The sequence below is a fragment of the Photobacterium chitinilyticum genome, assembly GCF_004104355.1.
Taxonomy (GTDB): Bacteria; Pseudomonadota; Gammaproteobacteria; order Enterobacterales; family Vibrionaceae; genus Photobacterium; species Photobacterium chitinilyticum.
Genome location: NZ_RJLM01000003.1, coordinates 21,971 through 43,281, shown reverse-complemented (window position 1 = coordinate 43,281; position 21,311 = coordinate 21,971). Strand labels below are relative to the sequence as shown.

Annotated in this window: 13 protein-coding genes; 7 read left to right on the top strand and 6 right to left on the bottom strand. The window is 43.5% G+C overall.

Annotated elements, in window-relative coordinates:
- The first annotated feature begins 152 nt into the window (after positions 1–152).
- The 3 genes from EDI28_RS09250 (at position 153) to EDI28_RS09240 (ending at position 3,401) form a co-directional block, all read left to right on the top strand.
- Positions 153–878 carry a PHP domain-containing protein gene (locus EDI28_RS09250; RefSeq protein ID WP_128783581.1) on the top strand — a complete coding sequence of 242 codons (726 nt, stop codon included), beginning with the start codon at positions 153–155 and terminating at the stop codon, positions 876–878.
- A 138-nt stretch (positions 879–1,016) separates the two neighbouring features.
- The gene (locus EDI28_RS09245) at positions 1,017–1,475 is read left to right on the top strand and encodes a ferritin-like domain-containing protein (protein ID WP_233353331.1); all 459 of its coding nucleotides are present in this window, start codon (positions 1,017–1,019) and stop codon (positions 1,473–1,475) included.
- A 132-nt stretch (positions 1,476–1,607) separates the two neighbouring features.
- On the top strand, positions 1,608–3,401 hold the full coding sequence (locus EDI28_RS09240; protein WP_128783580.1) for an ABC transporter transmembrane domain-containing protein: 1,794 nt from the start codon (positions 1,608–1,610) through the stop codon (positions 3,399–3,401).
- Positions 3,402–3,465: 64 nt separating this feature from the next.
- On the opposite strand, the gene EDI28_RS09235 is transcribed toward EDI28_RS09240, so the two are convergent.
- The gene (locus EDI28_RS09235) at positions 3,466–4,908 is read right to left on the bottom strand and encodes a cytochrome P450 (protein ID WP_128783579.1); all 1,443 of its coding nucleotides are present in this window, start codon (positions 4,906–4,908) and stop codon (positions 3,466–3,468) included.
- A gap of 254 nt (positions 4,909–5,162) precedes the next feature.
- Between EDI28_RS09235 and EDI28_RS09230 the strand changes: the two genes are divergently transcribed.
- Entirely contained in the window at positions 5,163–6,458 is a 1,296-nt protein-coding gene (locus EDI28_RS09230; protein ID WP_128783578.1) for a polysaccharide biosynthesis protein, read from the top strand.
- Positions 6,459–6,561: 103 nt separating this feature from the next.
- Here the strand turns inward: EDI28_RS09230 and EDI28_RS09225 are convergent, their stop codons facing one another.
- Together EDI28_RS09225 and EDI28_RS09220 are read right to left on the bottom strand one after the other, a co-directional pair.
- Positions 6,562–8,193 (bottom strand): methyl-accepting chemotaxis protein, encoded by a 1,632-nt coding sequence (locus EDI28_RS09225; protein ID WP_128783577.1) that lies wholly within the window; start codon positions 8,191–8,193, stop codon positions 6,562–6,564.
- 480 nt (positions 8,194–8,673) lie between these two features.
- The gene (locus tag EDI28_RS09220) at positions 8,674–10,305 is read right to left on the bottom strand and encodes a methyl-accepting chemotaxis protein (protein WP_128783576.1); all 1,632 of its coding nucleotides are present in this window, start codon (positions 10,303–10,305) and stop codon (positions 8,674–8,676) included.
- Between the two features lie 555 nt (positions 10,306–10,860).
- On the opposite strand from EDI28_RS09220, the gene EDI28_RS09215 reads away from it, so the two are divergent.
- From EDI28_RS09215 to efpL, 3 genes are all read left to right on the top strand, one after another.
- Positions 10,861–12,657 carry a ricin-type beta-trefoil lectin domain protein gene (locus EDI28_RS09215; RefSeq protein WP_128783575.1) on the top strand — a complete coding sequence of 599 codons (1,797 nt, stop codon included), beginning with the start codon at positions 10,861–10,863 and terminating at the stop codon, positions 12,655–12,657.
- A gap of 198 nt (positions 12,658–12,855) precedes the next feature.
- On the top strand, positions 12,856–14,445 hold the full coding sequence (locus EDI28_RS09210; protein ID WP_128783574.1) for an N-acyl-D-amino-acid deacylase family protein: 1,590 nt from the start codon (positions 12,856–12,858) through the stop codon (positions 14,443–14,445).
- A gap of 140 nt (positions 14,446–14,585) precedes the next feature.
- Positions 14,586–15,161: an elongation factor P-like protein EfpL gene (gene efpL / locus EDI28_RS09205; protein ID WP_128783573.1), complete on the top strand. Its 576-nt coding sequence runs from the start codon at positions 14,586–14,588 to the stop codon at positions 15,159–15,161.
- A 68-nt stretch (positions 15,162–15,229) separates the two neighbouring features.
- Here efpL and EDI28_RS09200 read toward each other — a convergent pair whose 3' ends face one another.
- From EDI28_RS09200 to EDI28_RS09190, 3 genes are all read right to left on the bottom strand, one after another.
- A complete protein-coding gene (locus EDI28_RS09200) occupies positions 15,230–16,909 on the bottom strand; it encodes an RluA family pseudouridine synthase (protein WP_128783906.1) in 1,680 nt (559 codons plus the stop codon).
- Positions 16,910–17,424: 515 nt separating this feature from the next.
- Positions 17,425–18,303: a LysR family transcriptional regulator gene (locus EDI28_RS09195; protein WP_128783572.1), complete on the bottom strand. Its 879-nt coding sequence runs from the start codon at positions 18,301–18,303 to the stop codon at positions 17,425–17,427.
- Between the two features lie 641 nt (positions 18,304–18,944).
- Positions 18,945–21,281: a glycoside hydrolase gene (locus EDI28_RS09190; RefSeq protein ID WP_128783571.1), complete on the bottom strand. Its 2,337-nt coding sequence runs from the start codon at positions 21,279–21,281 to the stop codon at positions 18,945–18,947.
- Positions 21,282–21,311: the final 30 nt, after the last annotated feature.

Here is a 21,311-nt window from a genome sequence, read left to right as displayed (position 1 = left end):
TGTTGTATCGCTAAGTATAATAATCAATGATCTTTTTGACTGACTTTACAGGTGAATTCATCTGAGGTGACATGTCAGGGGAGGGCTTGTTGATACGCCAATATGCTTATCAACATTGGACGGTTTCTTCTATCTTTATTAGGGGGGCCGTTATGATTGAATTTGATAAAGTGTCCGATTTTTTTTCGGGTTTTTATGAGTTTAAGCCAAGGGATGAATTTATTTATCTCGATTTTCATTTGCACACAACCGCTTCAGATTGCTTTACAACATTTCCTTTTTTGCATGAATTTCTGAAGAGAGAAAAACACCTGATATCTATTACGGATCATAATGAAATTAGGGGAGCCGTTGCTGCTTATGAGGCTGGTATCAATAATGTACCAGGTATTGAACTTGGGTGTGAAGATGGCTTTGATGTTTTAGTTTATTTCAAGGAGATAGCAGATCTTGAGGCGTTTTATCGCAGAGAGGTTGAGGGTAATAAGCACCGCAGCAGAATGAAGAGAACTAACAAAGACATTTATTACTATCTTGATTTGCTTGCAGAAAGGCAATGCTATCTTTCGATTCCGCATATCAACGGTTTTGCACAGAAAAATTACCTGAAAAATATGTCTTATATAAAACATATACTTAATAGGGTTGATGCAATCGAAACTTATAACCACACGTTGCCAAAAAACAGGAATATAAATGCACAGATTATCAGACGGGCGTATCAGTTGGAGGCGACGTTTGGTAGCGATGTTTATCTCAACAATGAGTTACGGTCGTTTTATCGGCTTTTGAACAACGAGGAAAGACGGCATCGAAAGTTGATGGACAATTTGTACAAGCTGCCAATGATCTCAGGAGCTAAGTATCTGATAAGTTGAGCTATTAATATGGTTGGAGTGAACTATACTACATCGCACCTCATACCTGTTTCTCGACTAAAATTGTACTGGTTACTTTCACTCTAGGCGGTGGCTTCGAATCACATGTTGTTGCCTTTTGCAGACAGGTAAGGATTCATGATGAATGACAGTGAAAAACAACAAGTAATAGATTTGTTGAATAATATTATGGAAGTAGAGTTGGCCGGTGTGGTTCGCTACACCCACTATTCTTTGATGGTTTTTGGTTATAACCGGATACCGATTGTTTCCTGGCTAAAAGGTAATGCCAATGAGGGGCTTACCCACGCCCACAAAGCCGGTGAAATGGTAACTTTACTTGGCGGGCATCCATCGTTGAAGGTCGGTCCTTTATTGGAAACACGAAAACACGATATTGGCGATATTCTCAGGGAAAGCCTGGATCATGAGAAATCCGCTTTGGCCCTGTATTATAAGCTTTTGCATTTAGCTGAAGGTGAGTCGGTATTATTGGAAGAGTATGCGAGGGAAATGATAGCCCAGGAAGAACTGCACCTTGATGAGGTCGACAAAATGCTTAGAAAGCCGGGTGATGTTAAACCGTTTCATAGCTAAGCCCCTAGCGAAGTGCCCGCGGCATGGATGCTGTATGGGCGCTTCGTAAATATACTGACTAATCAGCACTTTTCTAATCCATCCATTCCGACGTATTATCCTTATCCTTTACACCCAACATCACGGTAGGTTATGCCCCACGACAAGAGTGACAACACTCAATATACAAAAGCACTGGATCCACTGTTGCCGATACTGAGGTTCGTGAAGCCTTATAAAACAATGGTTATTGCGGCGCTACTGGCCTTGCTGGTGACGGCCGTTATCACTCTGTCAATAGGGCAGGGGGTTAAGATGATTATTGATAACGGTTTTATGGCTGGCTCAGAAGAGCAGCTAAGCCATGCAATTGGCGTGATGGTGGTGATGATCAGTATTTTGGCTGTGGGCACCTTTATCCGTTTTTATCTGATGTCCTGGCTGGGAGAGAGAGTCTGCGCCGACATTCGCAAGGCTGTGTTCGACCGTTTGCTCGGCCTTCATCCTAGTTATTTTGAAGAAAACCGTAGCGGCGAGATCATGTCTCGCCTGACGACAGATACCACTTTGCTGCAGTCTATTATTGGTTCGTCATTTTCTATGGCGTTGCGAAGTGTCTTGATGTTTGTCGGTGGTTTGCTGATGTTGGTGCTTACCAACCTGAAGCTGACCCTGCTGGTGGTGGGCTTCGTACCTGTTGTGCTGTTACCGATGCTTTATTACGGTCGTAAGGTTCGTCGATTGGCGAGAAAAAGCCAAGACAGTATTGCCGATGTAGGAACCTATGCAGGTGAGATCATTCAAAATATCAAAGTGGTTCAAAGCTATACCCGAGAGGGGGAGGAAAAGGAGGCTTTCGGCGCGGAAGTTGAAACCGCGTTTGCCGTTGCGCGGCAACGGGTAAAGCAACGGGCTGTCCTTATAGCGGCAGTGATTTTCTTGGTATTTGGCGCCATCAGTATCATGCTGTGGGTCGGCGGCATGGATGTGCTGGCAGGCAGGATCAGCGAAGGTGAATTGGCAGCATTTATTTTTTATGCCGTTATGGTTGCCATGTCTCTGGCCACGATCTCGGAAGTGTATGGTGAGCTACAGCGGGCGGCGGGTTCGGCAGAACGGTTGTTTGAGCTATTGGCGGTAGAAAGTGCAATTAAAGCGCCACACAAAGTGGCAAAACTTGATGAGTCAGCCGACACTGTCATTGCATTTGAACAGGTACATTTCAGCTACCCGTCACGTCTGAATAGCGCGGCTTTGGCAGACATTAGTCTGGATATTAAAAAAGGACAGGTAGTTGCCTTGGTTGGACCTTCGGGAGCCGGGAAAACGACGCTGTTTGAATTGCTACAACGCTTCTATGATCCGTCTCTGGGTGAAATTAGGTTCAAAGAGACTCCCATTCAACAGCTTGAACCGCAACATCTTCGCCAGCAGATGGGGATGGTGCAACAACAGCCGACCATGTTCAGCTCGGATGTCTGGCACAATATCCGTTATGGTCGTCCCGATGCCACGGATGAAGAGGTTATCTTGGCAGCCAAACGAGCACATGCTCATGAATTCATTCTTGATCTGCCTGAAGGATACAAGAGCTACCTTGGTGAGCAAGGTGTACGTTTATCCGGCGGCCAAAAACAGCGCATTGCGCTTGCCAGAGCGATCCTGAAAGATCCGGAAGTCTTGCTCCTGGACGAGGCCACGAGTGCCTTGGATGCAGAAAGCGAGTTTCATGTACAGGCTGCTCTTAACGAGTTAATGGAAAACCGGACAACGCTAATCATTGCTCATCGGCTTTCTACCGTTATTCATGCTGATATGATCGTGCTGCTGGATCAAGGCAGGATATTGGCCCAAGGGACCCATGCACAGTTACTGGAACAATCTGAGCTGTATCAGCGTCTGTGTGAATTGCAGTTTGATACCTCTGACACCGAAAGAGGCCGGTAAATCAGTACAGCGTGGCAATTCATGCTGTTATGCGCATGAATTGCCGTCCACCTTCAGCCATTCCTTATGGCTTTGGCCGTAAACAAACTTGGAGGTTTTTCGGCCGCATAGTGATAGCAAATTCCTCTTCCACAACGGTGGAGACATTTGGTTGAGAGATCTCGAAGTGCTGGCAAAGCATAGCAACAACCATTTTTGCCTCCATGAAGGCCAGTGTTTCTCCCGGACAATGACGGGCCCCGCCACCGAAGGGAAAATGGCTGGTGGCTCTATGCGGGCAGGCTTCTTGGGTTAACGAGCCTTCTAGCCAGCGTTCAGGCTTGAACTGCTCGGCGTCAGGAAAATGTGCAGCATTCAGCCCGCCGAGCCTAGTTAGTAGAAAAAGACTGGTTCCGGCAGGCAACTCAGTTCCGTCAAGTAGTGTTTGTTCGCTGGCAGTTTCTGCCGATATCATTGGTGCTGTGGATTTTAGTCGCAGAGTTTCCCGAGCAACAGCTTCTAGATATGTAAGCTCTTCAAGCCCTTGAACACAAAGAGAACCATTATGCATTGTGCAGACTCTGTTAGCTTCTTCGGTGATTTTTTGCTGAACATCTGGCATTTGGCGGAGGAAATACAGCATCCAGGCGATCAGGTTGGAGGTTGTATCCTCGCCTGCCAGCAGCAGAGTCAGGATATTGGCAAACAGCTCTTCATCGCTTAGGCGGTTATCTTCATCATCAGATGCGGCAACCATAGCTTGCAATATAGTAACGGGTGCATTTGCCAGCTCCGGCTTTAATAGTAACTCGCTCCGAGTCTGGTCGACTATCTTCATTGCGTATTTTTCAACCTCGACCAATGCTTGATCTAATTTCCGATCTTTTTTTAGTTTGATGTACTGCCAATAGGGGAAGGGCATTTTTGTACGGCTGTTAAGTTGTGGAAAAATGACTTCGAGGTACATCTGAAGCCCGTCTTCATCTTTTTCCAACAGCCGAGTGTCATGACCGAATACCAGAGCAGTTGTTATGTCGACGGTAAAACGCCGGAGATCATCATGAATGTCGATATTGGTATTGTGACTGCAGCTTTGTAATAGTCGAAGTCTAAGACGTTCGCTAGTTTGCTCTAATAATGGGAAGAATGAAGCGAGGCTCTTTTTGCTGAATGCGGGCATGATGAGTCTGCGCTGTCGCTTCCAGCTTTCGCCATTGGCGGAAAGTACGCCGTGGATGCCAAGCTCTTTGAATACTCGTTCCAGGCTGGCAGTACGGTTAAAGGACTTTGGGCGACGACGCAAAATATCTTTGACGACAACGGGATCAGAAATCACCACAAATATCATGCCGGCAATATCAATTTTATAAGTATCACCATACTCAGTTGCCCATTGTTCTAATTGCTGGTGTAGCTTAGTCGTTTGTATTTGGAGGAAGTTACCGAGTACTGGCCAGCCTTTGGGCTGGGGGAGGTCGTTCAGGGTTCGTTTCTCTAGCGGATTGTCCTGTACCACTGATTCCGTCATGCCTGTTATCTCCTTTTTAATTACCAATTTTGTTGGAAACAAAACGGCAATAATTAATTGCATACAGATCGTACCAGTTGGTAAGTATAGTTATGTTGCTGACATTTTCTTCAATAGGGCAGGAATTCTTTCGGTGTATAGCCTTCTCACCTCCGAATGAGAATACTTATTTTTTAGTTTTACCATCACTTCGCAGGGATCTGGTTTCGTGAATGAAGTAATATGCAGTCATCGAAGTTAACGTTGTCAGTGTTATGGAAAAGAAATTAGCTCAAGAGATGCCGCAAGATGATGCACTGTCTCGGCTCAAACAAGCATTTATCACCGGTGTTTGGGCAACTTTGGCCAGTATTTCCGTTGGGTTTCTCTTCAAAATATGGCTGGCGCAGTGGGTGCCGAAAGGGGACCTGGCCCTGTTTCACAGCGTGGTCGACATTATTTCGCTGTCACTGATTTTGATGACAGGATTTCGCTCGTCGATGGTAGTGAGCTACAGCCAGACCCAAAATGATCGCGACATTATCAACATTTTTCGATTCAGCCTCATAGTTATGGTACTGATTACCTGGGGGCTGGTGATTCCCTATATCAAGCACCGGCTTCATATCAACGTGGGTTATCTGGAGCTGGTCGGTGTGATATTTAGCATGGGGCTGAAAGTCTACTTTACCAACCTGGTAGCTATGTACCGGCTGTACAGTATTTCCAACAAGGTGACCTGGATGGAGCCGTTGGGTAATGTGGTGCTGTTCCTGCTGTGCTATTACGTATTAAAGCTTGAGGCGCTTTCCTCCTTATTCTATAGCATGAGCTTATCATCTCTAAGTGTGGCTGCATTCATGTATATCCGCCGTAGAAAAGAGATAGCAACCCGGCCTTTGGCCACGGTACACCTGAATCCGTCACTCATCAATTATGTCAAAAAAAGCTTCACGGCCTCGTTGGAAGCCGGTGCGAGTATATTGATGATATATATCACGGTATTGCTGACCATCAGCCATTTCAGTGTCGATGAGCTTGGGGATTTTCAGGTGATTGTACGACCGGTCTTTACTTATATGACCATGTTATTTGTGTTCCCAATATACCGCTTTGTATTGCCAGAGCTGGCTGTTTGCGTGCGTAAGGAACAGCATGCTCAAATTAGATCAATTCGGCGCTGGGTGTTTAAGTTGGCTGTTTCTGTTTCAGCTATCTTTTTTGTAAGCATGCTATTGTGGGGAGAGAAGATCGTACTGTGGGTATTCCCTGCTGAATACAAAAGCGCAGTGCCGGTATTGTTCCATTTTTCGATCTTCTTTGTATTCATGATGCTCAATGCGTACCAGTTGGCTTATATTAAAGCACACGGTAATTTCACTCAGAGCTTGCTTATTCGTTTTAGTGGTATCGTTACTTTGGTTGCTGCGTTTTATTTTCTTTCTATGTTTACCACCAATGTTGTTGCCATTATTGTCGCCCTCGGATTGGGGTATGTCATGATGTTCATACTCTCAACAATTGCTGAACAACGGATCTTGCGCAGGCAGCAGGATATGGTTGTTGTTTAAATAAGAAAGTAGCCAAGCCCATGAAATCCTACTAAGAAAAGAGGTCACATGGGCTTGGTGTTTTGCAGTACCTCGGATTTATCCTTTGTACGTATTGGCTAAACTAGGCGATCTTAAAACGGGAAACATTATCTTGCAGGCTGGTAGCCAACTGGCTGAGTTCCATACAGGCTTGAGCTGTTTGCCCTGCGCCAGAAGCCACTTCTGCGGAGGATTGGCTAATATTTTCAACATTGCGTCCTAACTCTTCAGTCACTGAGTTTTGTTCGCTACACGCACTGGCAATTTGCATGCTCATGGATGCAATCTGGCTAACTTCTTGTTCGATACCGGAGATATCGTTGCCTGTCTCTTGTGATTGGTCTACACACCCGTGAATAAGTGTGCAGCTCTGTTTCGTCGCTTCGCCTGCATGTTTGGCTCGCGCTTGCAGTTGATCGATAATAGTGATGATTTCACTGGTTGATGCCTGCGTTCTTCCCGCCAGGGTGCGAACTTCATCGGCGACAACAGCAAATCCACGGCCTTGCTCACCTGCCCGGGCGGCTTCAATCGCTGCATTCAAGGCTAGCAAGTTGGTTTGTTCGGCAATTCCGCTGATCACATCAACAACCATGCTGATACTGGCAGAGTCTTTCTCTAGCATCTCAACCATGTTACCTGCATCTTCGATAACTTCGGCGACCTGTTGGATGCTTTGGATATTGTGTCGTACAGTTTGGCCGCCACGGTTGGCATTTTCAGTGGCGGTGGTCGCGGAGTGAGAGGCATCTTCCGTGTTGCTGGCAACTTCGTTGACTGTAGACTGCATCTGGTTCATTGCCGCAGCAATCATATTAATTTCATCTTGTTGCTGTTTCATACCCTGCGATGTTTGTTCGGATACGGCACTGACTTCTTCAATCGCGGCACTTAGCTGGGTAACAGCACTTGAAATCTCGTTGATCAAATCGCGCAGCTTGTTCTGCATTGAGACACACGCTGATGCCAGTTGACCCAACTCATCGTTGCCGAGGGTATTAAGATTAAGCTGATAAGTGAGATCACCAGCTGCAATTCGTTCAGCCATTTCTATCGTTGTGTAAAGAGGCTGGCATATCTGACGAGTGAGGAACACTGTCATCGTGATCATAAAACCCAAAATGATGGCAATGCCGGTAAATGTCAGGGTATTTGCCTGTGATGCTCGATCTATTACCAGCAAACGATCATCAGCAGTATAGGATTGGTTGAGCTTGAACAGGTTTTCCAAGGATTGATTTAATGCGAGGAAGCTATCAAAGCTATTAAATACCAGCTCATTGGCATGCGCAGTCTCTTTTGCTTTAATGGCTGCAAGAAAAGCGCTTTGCTGTGTTTTATACTGACGCCATGCATTGTCGACGGTATTATAATGCCTAACGTCTTCATCATCCCAAAGGCCTTCTTTGTACTGTGTGAGCTTACTATCCATCTTACCCAGCAGTTTGTTATAGTCGCTTAACGAGGTTTTAATGTCTGGGTGGTTGATATTCGAAACAAGAAAGAATTGATCTCTGCGAATGGTTGCAGCTTCAGTCTGCATATCTTTCACTAATACAATGCTTGGCAGTGAAGTATCGGTAAGTACCAATACACTGTCTTTTAGTTTTCCGACTTCAGAGGTTAGGAAGCCTCCTAATGCAACAATTGCGATAGAGGTTACAGTAAATACTGCGCCAATCTTTCTTCCGACGGACAGGTTCTTAAAGCTCATACGATAAAAATTCCCAATCTAGTAGATGCTACTATGCTTTAGTTTCTTTATGAAATTGCGGGATATGTTACGAGTTGAGTATGTGTGTTCAATTAGTGAACATGAAATTTGAGATATTTATTCCAACTATAGCTTTATGTAGTTGAGGGAATATTGCTTGGTGTCGCTTGTTATTGGAAGTTTTTATTAATACATAATAAATGTGGCAATACTCACACAATTTATTCTGGGATGATGAGTGGGTGATATCAATTAATACTGGACGTTGATAGCGAAATATATGATAAAAGATGAACCGTTATATTTAAAACGGATTAGGATTATGTTGTGATTAATAATAAAGGCTTTGTTTAAAATATAAAGTATTATTTATATCTATCGGTGAGGGCTTTGCCCACTAATCATTAATAAAACTGTAATAGCTAATGGGCTTGGTGAAATTAATCCCTCGAAAACTCCTTTTTGCGTTCAGCAGTTAGGTTATGCGAGCTTAAACTGTGCAACATTATCTTGTAAGCCTGTTGCCAACTGACTGAGCTCTACACAGGCTTGGGCTGTTTGCCCGGCGCCAGAAGCGACTTCTGCAGAGGACTGGCTAATGTTTTCTACATTACGCCCTAGTTCTTCAGTCACTGAATTTTGTTCGCTACACGCACTGGCAATCTGCATGCTCATGGATGCAATCTGACTAACTTCCTGTTCGATGCCGGAGATATCGTTGCCTGTCTCTTGCGATTGGTCCACACATCCGTGAATAAGTGTGCAGCTTTGTTTCGTCGCTTCGCCTGCATGTTTGGCTCGAGCTTGCAGTTGATCGATAATAGTGATGATTTCACTGGTTGATGCTTGTGTTCTTCCTGCAAGGGTACGGACTTCATCGGCGACCACTGCAAAACCACGGCCTTGTTCACCTGCTCGTGCGGCTTCAATCGCGGCATTCAAGGCTAGCAAGTTGGTTTGTTCGGCAATTCCGCTGATCACATCAACGACCATGCTGATACTGGCTGAATCTTTCTCAAGCTGCTCAACCATGTTGCCAGCATCTTCGATAACTTCAGCGACTTGTTGGATACTTTGGATATTGTGTCGTACGGTTTTACCGCCGCGATTGGCATTTTCAGTGGCGGTGGTTGCTGAGTGAGAGGCATCTTCTGTGTTGCTGGCAACTTCGTTGACTGTTGACTGCATTTGGTTCATTGCTGCTGCAATCATGTTGATTTCATCTTGTTGCTGCTTCATGCCCTGCGAGGTTTGTTCGGATACGGCGCTGACTTCTTCAATCGCAGCACTTAATTGGGTAACAGCACTCGATATATCATGAATCAGATCACGCAACTTGTCCTGCATTGAGACACAAGCTGATGCCAGCTTGCCTAATTCATCATTGCCTAACGTATTGAGATCAAGCTGATAAGTGAGATCGCCAGCGGCAATTCGCTCAGCCATTTCTATTGTTGTATTTAGCGGTTGGCAGATTTGGCGAGTGAGGAATATTGTCATCGCGACCATAAAGCCCAAAATAATGACAATACCGGCAATTGTTAAGGTGTTTGCCTGTGACACACGGTCTAAGACTTTTAACCGATCTTCTGCAGTATAGGACTGGTTGAGTTCAAATAAACTTTGGATGCTTTGATCCAGTTTTAGGAAACTATCAAAGCTGCTTAATACGAGCTCGTTCGCGCGTGTGGTCTCTTTGGCCTGAATGGCGGCAATAAATGCGTTTTGCTGTGTTTTGTAGCTTTTCCAGGCAGTGTCTACAGCATTGTAATGCCTAACGTCTTCTTCACTCCACAGGGTTTCTTTGTATTGTGCGAGCTTATGGTCCATCTCGCTCATCATTTTGTCGTAGTCGTTTAACCAAGAATTGATGCTTGGATGGTTGATATTAGGAATGAGAGAGAATTGGTCTTTACGAATCGTGGCAGCATCTGTCTGCATATCTTTTACTAAAACAATGCTAGGTAGCGATGTATCTGTTAGTACTAATACACTGTCTTTTAATTTTCCGACTTCAGAGGTTAAAAAGCCCCCCAACGCGGCGATTGCGATAGAGATGACGATAAATACGGCGCCAATCTTTCTTCCGACTGACAGGTTCTTAAAGCTCATATGGTAGAAATTCCCGAGTTATTGCATGGGACTATAATTTAGTCTCATTATGAAATAGCGGGCTATGTTATTGGTTGAATATTTGTGTTCAATTGGCGATCGTGAAAATTGAGATATTCCTTCCAACTATTGATTTGATGGTTTTAGGGAATACTGTAGGGCGTCGCCTGATATTTATGATAATAATACAATACACATTAGTGTTCTAATTTGATGTGAATTTTTCCTTATTCGTATGGTATTTAAATCTAGCCGCTACACTTAATGTAATGTGCGTGCAACGTAGATTCACATCTATTGATGTTATCAACTTGTCATTGTTTGAAATGTCTTTAACTTTATTTGTGTGAAATATTAATACACTGTGTGAGTTGTTTTTAGCCCGTATTTTATAAAGTAATATCATAGAAGCATCAGTTGTTGAAAAAGTGATTATTTTCTTGCTCAGCCACTCATTTATTACTTTTCACTATGGCTGAGTATTTACTTTATTTCTAGAATTCCCCTGAAGCATCATTTCGGTGAATAAGTAGTAAATTAATAAAAGGAAATGACATGAGTAAGATCTTATACCCTGTAGCAGGTATAACTTTCATGACGTTTAGCGCATTCGGTTACTCGTCAAACCTCAGCCAGACAGACACAATATCCGATATAATCCAATCCACAACACCCTATTTTCAGCAGGAATGCCATTTATACGGAACGGAAGAGTCGTTACCTGATGACTGTGGTTATTATGTTTTAAACCTGACAGATGTAAGTAAAGAACAACGAAAAACATTTACATATGGGGTGTTGGGCCTAGGGGTAGAAAGTGAAGCGGTATTGGTTACAAAGCCGAACGACCTTAAAAAAAGAGAAATCTACCTTCTTGATAACATGGACACAGACTATATCGTTTCAAGCCTAGTGAATGATCTTAGCAAGCGAAGCCGGAGTCGACGCTCAACAGCTCAAGACAGTGGCAGTGTGATGGAGTTTGTTCTTCATCGACGCTTCAATGTCGAGCGCCAGAATAAGGGTAATGTCACTTTAAAATATAAAGTTCGTTATTACAGCAAGTCCCCATTTTATGCCCGTTCTGGCGACAAGGATAAATATGTAGAAATTGTACTTGCCGAAGGTTCAGGCGTCGATATGGGGATGGAGGGTAGCTGGTCTGACATTTATCGTCGTTGGTACCATAACAGCAACACTAGCTACGTTTACAATGAATATCTTGATGCAGTTGATGTTGATATTAAAGTTAACGACAAAGCGAAGCTGCAGTCGGGGCAAATATACCTTAATGACCTATATCCAAGGATGCAGGATCAAGTTGAATCTAAAATTGAAAAAGAAACCAGTACTAGTATCAAAGTCGGTTTAGGTTTCTCACCGAAGATTCCGATCAAGGATATTGAATATAGCTTTACCGACAAATACAGCATCACCAATAAAAAAGAATTTGGCTTGGTAACCAAAACGAACAGCGATGGTTACAACATCAAATACGTGAACAACAAATATGGTTCGGCTGTTAAGGCTGTTAATGGGTTTTGTAATCTGGGTACGGCAGATGGTTGGTGCTGGGATTATGATGAGCGTCGTGGTAACCCATGGGACTTTGACAAGCTAAGAGCGAATAACTCGCTCGCCATCAGTGGGCTACGGCCTGATTTTGTTGCCAAGATTGCAGCGAAAGATACGGTGTCGGGCTCGTCTAATATTACGGTTAAGACGACCGTAAACAGTTTAGCGTTGTTTGGTCATAACCGTTGGATTCTAGGGCGTCGTTATGCATCGGGTAGCCAATTGTGGACATCAAATACCAGTGCCGATCGTGATTGGAAAGAGTCAGTTGATTTTGAAAAACTATCTTATACCGACCAGTTCTCTTTGATGGTGGACTGGGATAGTCCGTGGTTCCTCGGTGCTGATTCTGTGACGATTAAATCAACCTATCTCAGCCAAGAAACTGCGAAGTGTCTGACTGTTAAGGAGGGTAGTACGTTAGCATTTGAGGATTGTATTGACGGTTCTAAATCTCAGTCGTTTATTTACGATCAGGAAAAACGCTATCGTAGTATTGCCAATATTTATCAGTGTCTCGATACTGAGGGTGGAACTTTGTTCTTAAGTTCTAATTGCTCTGAAGATTTCGCTAAAAATACTCAGGTATGGTACTGGCAGGAGCCAAATGGTTTTGCTAATGATGTGCTATATACCGTCAACTATGACAGAACGATCAATGCGATTGATGCATCAACAAGCACTCCGAAGGTCGTAACGCTCGCTGACAATGAAGAGAAACCGGAAGGTGTTCTATACACCAGTCGGTTTACCGATTTCAGCAAGATAAAGCCATAACCATCAGTTAGGTTTATTACTAAGTTTAACGACTTATCTGGATTGATAATATTGAGCCACCCCAAACAGGGTGGCTTTCTTTTACCTGTTAAAATTGAATGGCTGTGAAGTATATCAACCGGTTGCTTATGTCTGTTTGAGGTATAGAATGTTCAGGCATAGTTGGTTGTAATAGCAGAGCTATTTGGGAGTACTACGATGCGTCAGTTGATAAAAAATGCCACGGTTGTTGATGGGAGTGGCGGTGATGCTTTTAACGGTGATGTATTAATTAACGGCAAGGTGATTGAAGCCGTTGCACCGAGCATAACCGCGGTAACTGATGAGATTATAGAGGCAAATGGCGCATACTTGACTCCGGGGTTTATTGACGTACACAGCCATTCCGATTTGGCGACATTTATGCCGCAGGGCTCCAGGCCCAAAGTACTGCAAGGGATCACAACTGAGCTGGTTGGCCTATGTGGGCTTGGTGTTGCTCCGCTACCGAAGGCATTACAGCGTGAAGTGCGAGACCGCTTGATTATTGGTAATCCTCCGGTCGAGTGGACATGGGATGATTATTCTAGTTTTGGTTTTGCACTTAGTCAGCGTGGCCTCGAAGTCAATGTATCTGCTTTTCTTCCACATGGTTTGTTGCGCTATCAGATATGCGGCAATAACCATTTGCCGATGAACTCGGAAGAGCTACGGCAATTGGCGCGGTTAACGGATGAGAGCTTGGCTGCCGGAGCTTGGGGCGTCAGTTTGGGACTGATTTATCATCCGGCACTGTTTAGTGATCAGAAAGAGTTGCTTACAGTCGCACAGGTTGCGGCACAGCATCAAAAACCGTTAGTCGTGCATGTGCGCAGCGAGAGTGATGAGATCCTGGAAGCCGTGCAGGAAATGATTGCGATTTCGAACCAAGCAGGATGTCAGTTGCATATATCTCATCTGAAGCTGATCGGTCGTCGTAACGCCCCCAAGTTAGAGCCATTATTGACATTAATTGACCGCCACGATCTCACCTTTGATCAATATCCGTATCACTATGGTAGTACGACTCTATTTTCAATCTTGCCTCCGGCGCTTATACGCGAGTATGCCCCGGATGAGTTGATGAAAGCATTGAAAACATTAGCAATCAGGCGACAGGTGCGTGACTGGTTTGCCGAGCGGATTTTACCGCAGGCTGGTGAGCCGTGGGATAACCTACCGGCACTGGTGGGCTGGGAGAATATCCTGATATGCGAGGTTGAAAATCAGCCAGCAAGGCAATGGCTGGGACGTTCAGTGTTCGAGTGTGCTCAGCAAACCGATCAGCACCCAGTTGATTTTGTTCTCGATCTTCTTATTAGCGAACGCGGTAATGTACGGATGATCGATTATTTTATGGATGAGGCTTTGGTGGAAAGGATCTTTCAACATCCGCGAGGAATGGTTGGGACTGATACTATCTTCGGTGGTCGGATCCATCCAAGGGTCAGTGGTACTTTCCCTCGAATTATTGATCAGTTTGTTAAGCGCAAGCAACTACTCCCCCTAGAGCAAGCGATACACAAGATGACGGCTTTGAGCGCTGACACTTTTGCGCTGCACAAGCGTGGAAAAATTGTACCGGGCTACTATGCTGATATCAGCATGTTTACGGATGAATTCAGGGATAATTCGACAGTAGACCAACCGGAAGTCTTCGCCACTGGCTTACGTGATTTATGGGTTAATGGCTGCCGGAAAGTGGCTGATGGAGATTATCTGGAAACACGCTCAGGTCAGCTGTTACATCACTGGACGGGTAATAAGTAGCAAGAGATACTGCTAAAAAGTGCTTAGTTGTATTTGAATGGATTGAACGGTCAATAAACCAGCATTTATTTCCAATAATACTTGCCTAACATCCAGTTCATGATAATTTCTCCTCACTGTTTATTTTTGGGATAACTACCATGCCAAAGGCAAGTGAAATTAAAAAGTTTGCAGCGATCGAACATAACGGTAAAGTGTTCCTTGTTAAAGAAATTAGCAAGTTAACACCTAGCGGCCGTGCAGGCGCAAGTCTGTACAGAATGCGTCTTTATGATGTAGCAACTGGCGCGAAAGCTGATGAGAGTTTCAAGGCTGATGAGATGATTAATCTTGCGGACTTTAGCCGTCATCAAGCATCTTTCTCTTATATTGATGGAGACGAGTATGTTTTCATGGATGACGAAGACTATACGCCATACAACTTCAACAAAGAGGCGATTGCTGAAGAGCTTCTGTTCATTACAGAAGAGACGAAAGGTATTCAAATCCTGACTGTTGACGGTTCTCCTGTTGCTATCGAGCTGCCTGCTACAGTTGATTTGGTTATTGTTGAAACGGATCCTTCAATTAAAGGTGCATCGGCAAGTGCTCGTACAAAGCCAGCCGTGCTTTCAACAGGCCTGACCGTTCAAGTCCCTGAGTACATCGCAAGCGGTGAAAAAATCAAAATTAATACCACTGAACATAAGTTTATGAGCCGTGCTGACTCCAAGTAATTGGTAGTACGGATTCAGTGAATGACTACAAGCCCGGCTGATATAAATAACTATCAGCCGGGCTTTTTTTAAAATTCAGCCTCAACCTGAAATTGCATGAATTCGTTGGTGATTGGGTGTGCGAGCTCTAGCCGTTCGGCATGCAAATGTAATCGATCAGCTTTGTTGCCGTAGAGATCGTCGCCAATCATTGGCATGTGCAAGCCTTCTACATGGGCGCAATGAACACGGAGTTGGTGTGTCCGACCTGTTTTGGGGTATAAATACACTTTAGTTCGTGAGCACTTTCGCTCGATAACTTCCCACTTTGTTTCTGCCGGCTTGCCATGTTCGTAGCAGACCAGCTGACGCGGTCTGTCATCAAGATCACCGCGTAGCGGCAAATTGATAATGCCTTCATCCTGCTCTATCAAACCATCAACCAAAGCCACATAACGCTTTTGGATTGTTCGTTGAATAAACTGCTTTTGTAGGCTTTTATTTGCTCTATGGGTTAAGGCAATAACCATCAAGCCTGAAGTAGACATATCAAGCCTGTGAACGATAAGCGGTCCAGTAGCATCCGGAAAATGTTGCTTCATCCGAAGGTAAACGGAATCTTCTATAGTTTTCCCTGGCACAGATAAAAACTCAGCCGGTTTGTTAACTACGGCCATGTCGTTATCTTGGTAGATAATCTCGACGGTCTTTCCTTCGCAGGGGTTGGCAAGTAACGGGTTTTCGTCCATATCTATACCTTCCAGCATATGTTCAAGAATTGGCTGGCATTTTCCTTTGCAGGCAGGATAGAAATTTTCATGTTGTCTGATTTCGGACTTGGGTGATGATCCCCACCAGAACTCAGCAATAGCTAGCGGCTTCATTCCCCATTTGAAGGCATATTGTAGTAATTTGGGGGCTGCACACTCACCCGCACCTGCTGGGGGAGTTTGTCGTGTGGTATCGATAAACAGATCATTGAGATCTCTCTCAATGCCATTTACGTTCAAGAAACGGTATTGGGCAAACAGTTTCTTTTGCAAAGCGGCCGAGAGTGCTTTTCGTTTGGTTTTAAGTGCGGTAATTTCATCCGTTTGTGCACTTAGCTGAAGCTGTACCGTATTTAGGCGTGCTTCCCAATGTAGTTTCAGATCTCTTAGCTGCAGCTTTTCTATGACACTTTCTTGGCTAAGCCGTTGTTTCAGCTCTCGTAGCTCATCGGGCACAAGTTCAGAGCCGTTAGCACGAAGTGCTTTGCGGGCTTTACGTCCTTCAACCATTCGGTTTCGGTGAGCGTTTAGCTGCTCACTGCTGGTTGCTTGCTCGGTTTTCAGTGTCTTTTCAGTTTCCGCTATTTTCGGGTTGCGTTCTAGCTGTTCGATCTTGGCGGTGATCTTATTGATTTCTACTTGCTCGGAAAGAAAGAAGCTATCTTCCGCTAGCATATCAAACACCGGAGGCACAAAATTTGGCAGCAGGTTTTGTTCGGCTATTTTCCCAGAAAAAGCAGATAGATAGCCAATCTCACCTTGTGTATTTTGGACCAGAAGAACGCCAAACATTTTACCGATAGCGGCAGTTTTGTCCTCGGAAAGGCCAAAGTTATGTTGCCACAGCGTTTGTGTTTGTAGGTGGTGCTGAAGCTCTTTCGCCGCCAGTAAACATAAAGGGTGGGGCTCATAATAGAAAGGAAAAGTGAACCGTTCTGGCAAGCTATATGTGTCGATTGATTCTTTAAATGGCGTAAAACAATGTTCCGGGGAGTGCATATGCTGATCTATTGTAATAACAGTTGAGAGCTGAAGGAGCATATAGCTCCTGCGGCAGTTAGGCGGCGATTCTAACCTTTCAGAGTTGAAATTTCACTAGTTGATGGTGACTTCTTGTTTGTCAAACTTTAGGTCCATATTTCTAGCGAGCTTCTTGTTAGTCGTGATAATTATGCAAGATTTGAGGCGCCTCGTAGTGTTCATCTATTGATGATGACTACAGATTTATTTAAATTAATACGAACTTAATTTATCCAGCTTAAAAGGGGCTGAATGCTATTCGATTTGATAATTTGTGAAGTTTGTACAATCTTATGGCATCGAAGAATAGAGGAAACTTTCTGAGTCAATAAAACTGAAATTCACAAAAAATACTAAAATTTAATTTCACTATCCTGTCCCATTGCTTTATCAATATAATTAGGCTCATTATTTTTTGGCTATGAAGCTTTTAGATAGGGTGTGATTAAATAATATTTCAATTAAGGCATATGTACCGGATTTTGTGAGTTTTGTTATTGTTCTAGATATTTTTTAAGTTCTTTCTTTAAGTACATTGAAATTTTTGATAGCTTCTCTGGTAATGGCGTTTGGAAAGGGTAAACAATATACATGTCTCGCTCCTTACTATGATACTCAGGGAATATGTTATATATCTTGTTATTGTTCTCTGAAGTTTTAAGTATGTAGGAAGGAGCTAGTCCAATACCTAATCCATTTTTTATAAATGTTAGTTGTGTTGCTGCCTCATTTACAGATATGATGTTTTTAAATTCGTTAATCTTTAACGTTTCGTCTTCTAGATAACACTTCAAATCAAGTTGGTTATGGTATGAATTGTTGATGAATGTTAATGATTCAATATTATTGGGAAGCTCTGTGCTTTTTGATGATATAAAAACATCGCGATAAGAGCCAATTTTGTGTGCTACTAAATTATCATTTTTAACCTCACCAATGCGAATTGCCATGTCAATTCTCTTATTAAGTAAAGGTTCTACTTTATTACTGACGATTATCTCGAATGATACGTTTGGAAAGTTTTGATTTAAATTTAAAAGAAGCTCCGAAAAGATCGAGGTCGCTATAGATGTAGGAATGGTAATACAAAACCTGCCGCATATGCCGATTGATAATGATTTGGCTTTATAATCTAACTGTACTGATGTATTTAACAACGAAATCGCATCATTTTTGAGTGCTAATCCATTCTCAGTTAATGTTAAATTACGAGTTGTTCTGTAAACCAGTGTTGTACCAATGCGCTTCTCTAGATTTGATAATTGACGGCTAACATGGGCTTTCGATTTATTTAGTTCTTTTGCTGCATCAGTAATGGACAACGTCTTGCATATAAAAGCAAATGTGATTAGTTCATTGTAAGAATCAAGCATCTAACTGTTCCTTCTCAGTAACAATGTGTTAAGTGAAAACCATTTGTTGAATTTGTATTTACTAATATATATTTAAACTAAAGCTTATTAAGTTGAAATTCAAGTGTTCTGTTAATTTGTATGTGTGGCCATAGTTGTTGTCTTAAAATCATGGGGAAGTTATGAAAAGTAATTCAAACATAAAAGGTGGCATTATTAAGCTGCTAAAGTTGTATCTTGATATTCTGTCATCAAAGATGATATTTAGGTTGGATAAATGAAACGTTTTATTTCTAGAGTCATTACGCGATTTATTAAAAGTTCATTTATGTATGGAGAGTTTAACTGTAAAAGGTTATATGAAAGTGAATTGACCGATCATATAAAGAAAGACCTTGGGATATATTGACAGATATACACTCGTTAATTCAATACAGTAAAGTCACTTAGAACAGATATCCCGCTCAATATGCTAAACGACAATATTCGAGTTCTAGCTCGAAAAGGCGATGAATAAGAGCTCCTCGTCAAAGTACAAGCCGAATTGACGTGTTCTTTTCGTGAATTGAACTGGCTAAAACCAATCTCAACGCGCTGGTGAACGAGACAGGCTGCATGATACTGCAGCCTGAATTCTAAGATACTCGTCGCTTTAAACGAAGTTAATCAGTTTTCTCTGTTGCCAAAGAACGCCACTGTACTTTCTCGCCATTGCTTAATAATGCCAAAATTGCACCTGAAGGTATCTGCATTTGATCTTCTGTTTCTTGGGTCTGTTCAGAGAAGTTGGCGATAATTTTGCTGCCATCACTGAAGCGGGTTTGCTGCAGTAGCCCTTGCTGATCAAGCCATTGAAAATCAACCATTGCTTTGTTCCATAGCTGTTGGTGAATGGGAGTAAAGCCTTTTTGATAGTGGACTAGCGCCTGTAAGCGCGGAGCCTTGATGCTATTTGCTTCATCACGGCTTAGATGCACCATTGCCGGGGTGTTGTACAGCATGGCAATTAGGTCGCGTTCCATTTGTACATTGCTGAACTTCAGGCTGTCGCTATGCCAGTGATGGCTATTAATGACTTCGTCATGGAATACCGTTTGGTACAGCGGTACTCTGTACTGCGGAGCAAAAAGCAGTGTTTTATAGGGTTCCTTCACCTGAGCTGATTTGAAGAAAAAGTCTGGCTTCTGGTCTGGGTACCAAGCACCTAAAAAATAGGGAGATCGGCGGTTGCTCTTCATATCAGGATCTGTCCAACCAAAACCGACCGTTTCCATTCCATGTGCGAAGGCAATGCCCTGAGTTGTTAAACTGTTTCCATCTTCCGAGCCTAGCAACACATTAGGAACGGTTGCGATCCACTGCATACGGTCATTAAACGCAGTGAGCATGTCTGCCTGACTCATTCCGCCTAGGTTCACTCCGCCGTGTTTCATGCTATCTGAGTTCATACGAGCCTCTGACTCACTGTAATCTTCTCGAGCCATTGCCGTCGCATCAACATCTAAAAACAAGCTGTTAAAGCGCCCAAAGTGGATTATGTCTTTGATTCGCTGTTCTACATAGTCTCGACGGCAGGCTGGGTTTAGGTAAAAGCCATTGCCGCGAAACCCTTTTTGTTTTTGACCATTGGCTTTTTCAATGGCACACGTTTCGCGCATTTCTCGTGGAAGCTGCGCGGTAAGCCAAGTGTCATTAACACCGGGGGGAATTGCGGTATTGTAAGAGTCGTAAGTGCCTACGAGATATCCCGCCTCTTTGGCTTGGTTGATGACTTGCGGTTGATAAAACGCGGGCATCCAGTTGTCGAAACCTAACCAGAGTTTTTCTAAGCCAGCTTTTTTCAGATTATTGACCATATCTTGAGAGATTGCCTGCCCCCATCGTTCTGGTGAGATCAGGTAGCGGCCAGCGTATTTGGCAAGCCAATTTTTGCGTTGCTCCGCTGCTTGGTACTGCTCTTTTATACGATTACTATCTGGCATCGTTGGCACGACAGGAAAGGCGAGGTTTACCGACTGATTGATACTCTCAACCAACAGGCGTTTATGATAGTTGCTTAGCCAATCTTGCCCTTGATGCAGGTTGTTGAGTTCTTTTGTCGCTTCTTGGGATGGCTCGAGGTTTGGTTGGCTGAAGTACCAATCTTTTAGCCCCCACCAATCTTTTACGTCTTCCACCGCAAAGGCATCACGACCAAACAAATAGACATGACTGGCACCGATTAGTTTTTCGACCTCAGGATTATCATTGAGCTTGGCAGAGAGTGGCTGTGCCTTCTGTTGTTTGATCCGCCATTCACGGTACTGTTTTGCTCCAGCTAACGCGTCACTGCCCAAGGTGATCTGCACGCTGAAGGCTTGCTCTCGGTTTAATTGGGTAAAGTCGTGTGTTGCCTGCATATCTAGTTTTTTCTGCGACTGCGTGAAGTTGAGTTCGTTGTCTGTGGCAGTAAGTAGCTGATAGTTGACAAATAGACCGTCTTGCTCAGTTGTCCAAAACGGCATTTTTAGATCTTGAGTAGTATTTGAACCGGAATGTTCTTCGCTTAGGTAGCGTATCCATGTTTTGTTATTGGTTGGTACGCGCATGCCTTCGTTAAAAGGGAGCAACAAATTTTGCGTTTCATGTTCTGCCAAATCAAACCAAGTTAACTTGATTGGGTGGTTACGCTTGATGGTCGTTTCATTGCGAACGGCAAATACCAGTTTCAAGCTTTTATCAAATGTGGCGCTAACCTCAACATTGCTTGGTTTGAGCAACCAAGATGCCTGGTTTTCGGCATTTTTTGATAGTTGTGTTGCGCGCTGTGGCAGACCGTTGATAGCAAGTGCAGCTTGGTTTACCGATAGGTTGTGACGCTGTTTTTGCCAGCTAATTTGTAAGCTGGCCGGATCGATAGAAATACGCTGATTGTTTTGAGTTAGCTGTATTTCAGTGCTGTAAGCCGAAAAGCTCATTGCTACTGTTAAGCTCATGAATAGAGGTGTTATTGTTTTCATCGCGACTGTCTTGTGTGGATTTGTTTTTAT

Bases quoted from the DNA above. Each gene is read 5' to 3' on its own strand.
- EDI28_RS09230 (WP_128783578.1), top strand. From the start codon at position 5,163: ATGGAAAAGAAATTAGCTCAAGAGATGCCGCAAGATGATGCACTGTCT.
- EDI28_RS09225 (WP_128783577.1), bottom strand. From the start codon at position 8,193: ATGAGCTTTAAGAACCTGTCCGTCGGAAGAAAGATTGGCGCAGTATTT.
- EDI28_RS09245 (WP_233353331.1), top strand. From the start codon at position 1,017: ATGATGAATGACAGTGAAAAACAACAAGTAATAGATTTGTTGAATAAT.
- EDI28_RS09200 (WP_128783906.1), bottom strand. From the start codon at position 16,909: ATGCACTCCCCGGAACATTGTTTTACGCCATTTAAAGAATCAATCGAC.
- EDI28_RS09190 (WP_128783571.1), bottom strand. From the start codon at position 21,281: ATGAAAACAATAACACCTCTATTCATGAGCTTAACAGTAGCAATGAGC.
- EDI28_RS09195 (WP_128783572.1), bottom strand. From the start codon at position 18,303: ATGCTTGATTCTTACAATGAACTAATCACATTTGCTTTTATATGCAAG.
- EDI28_RS09220 (WP_128783576.1), bottom strand. From the start codon at position 10,305: ATGAGCTTTAAGAACCTGTCAGTCGGAAGAAAGATTGGCGCCGTATTT.
- EDI28_RS09235 (WP_128783579.1), bottom strand. From the start codon at position 4,908: ATGACGGAATCAGTGGTACAGGACAATCCGCTAGAGAAACGAACCCTG.
- EDI28_RS09250 (WP_128783581.1), top strand. From the start codon at position 153: ATGATTGAATTTGATAAAGTGTCCGATTTTTTTTCGGGTTTTTATGAG.
- EDI28_RS09210 (WP_128783574.1), top strand. From the start codon at position 12,856: ATGCGTCAGTTGATAAAAAATGCCACGGTTGTTGATGGGAGTGGCGGT.
- EDI28_RS09240 (WP_128783580.1), top strand. From the start codon at position 1,608: ATGCCCCACGACAAGAGTGACAACACTCAATATACAAAAGCACTGGAT.
- EDI28_RS09215 (WP_128783575.1), top strand. From the start codon at position 10,861: ATGAGTAAGATCTTATACCCTGTAGCAGGTATAACTTTCATGACGTTT.
- efpL (WP_128783573.1), top strand. From the start codon at position 14,586: ATGCCAAAGGCAAGTGAAATTAAAAAGTTTGCAGCGATCGAACATAAC.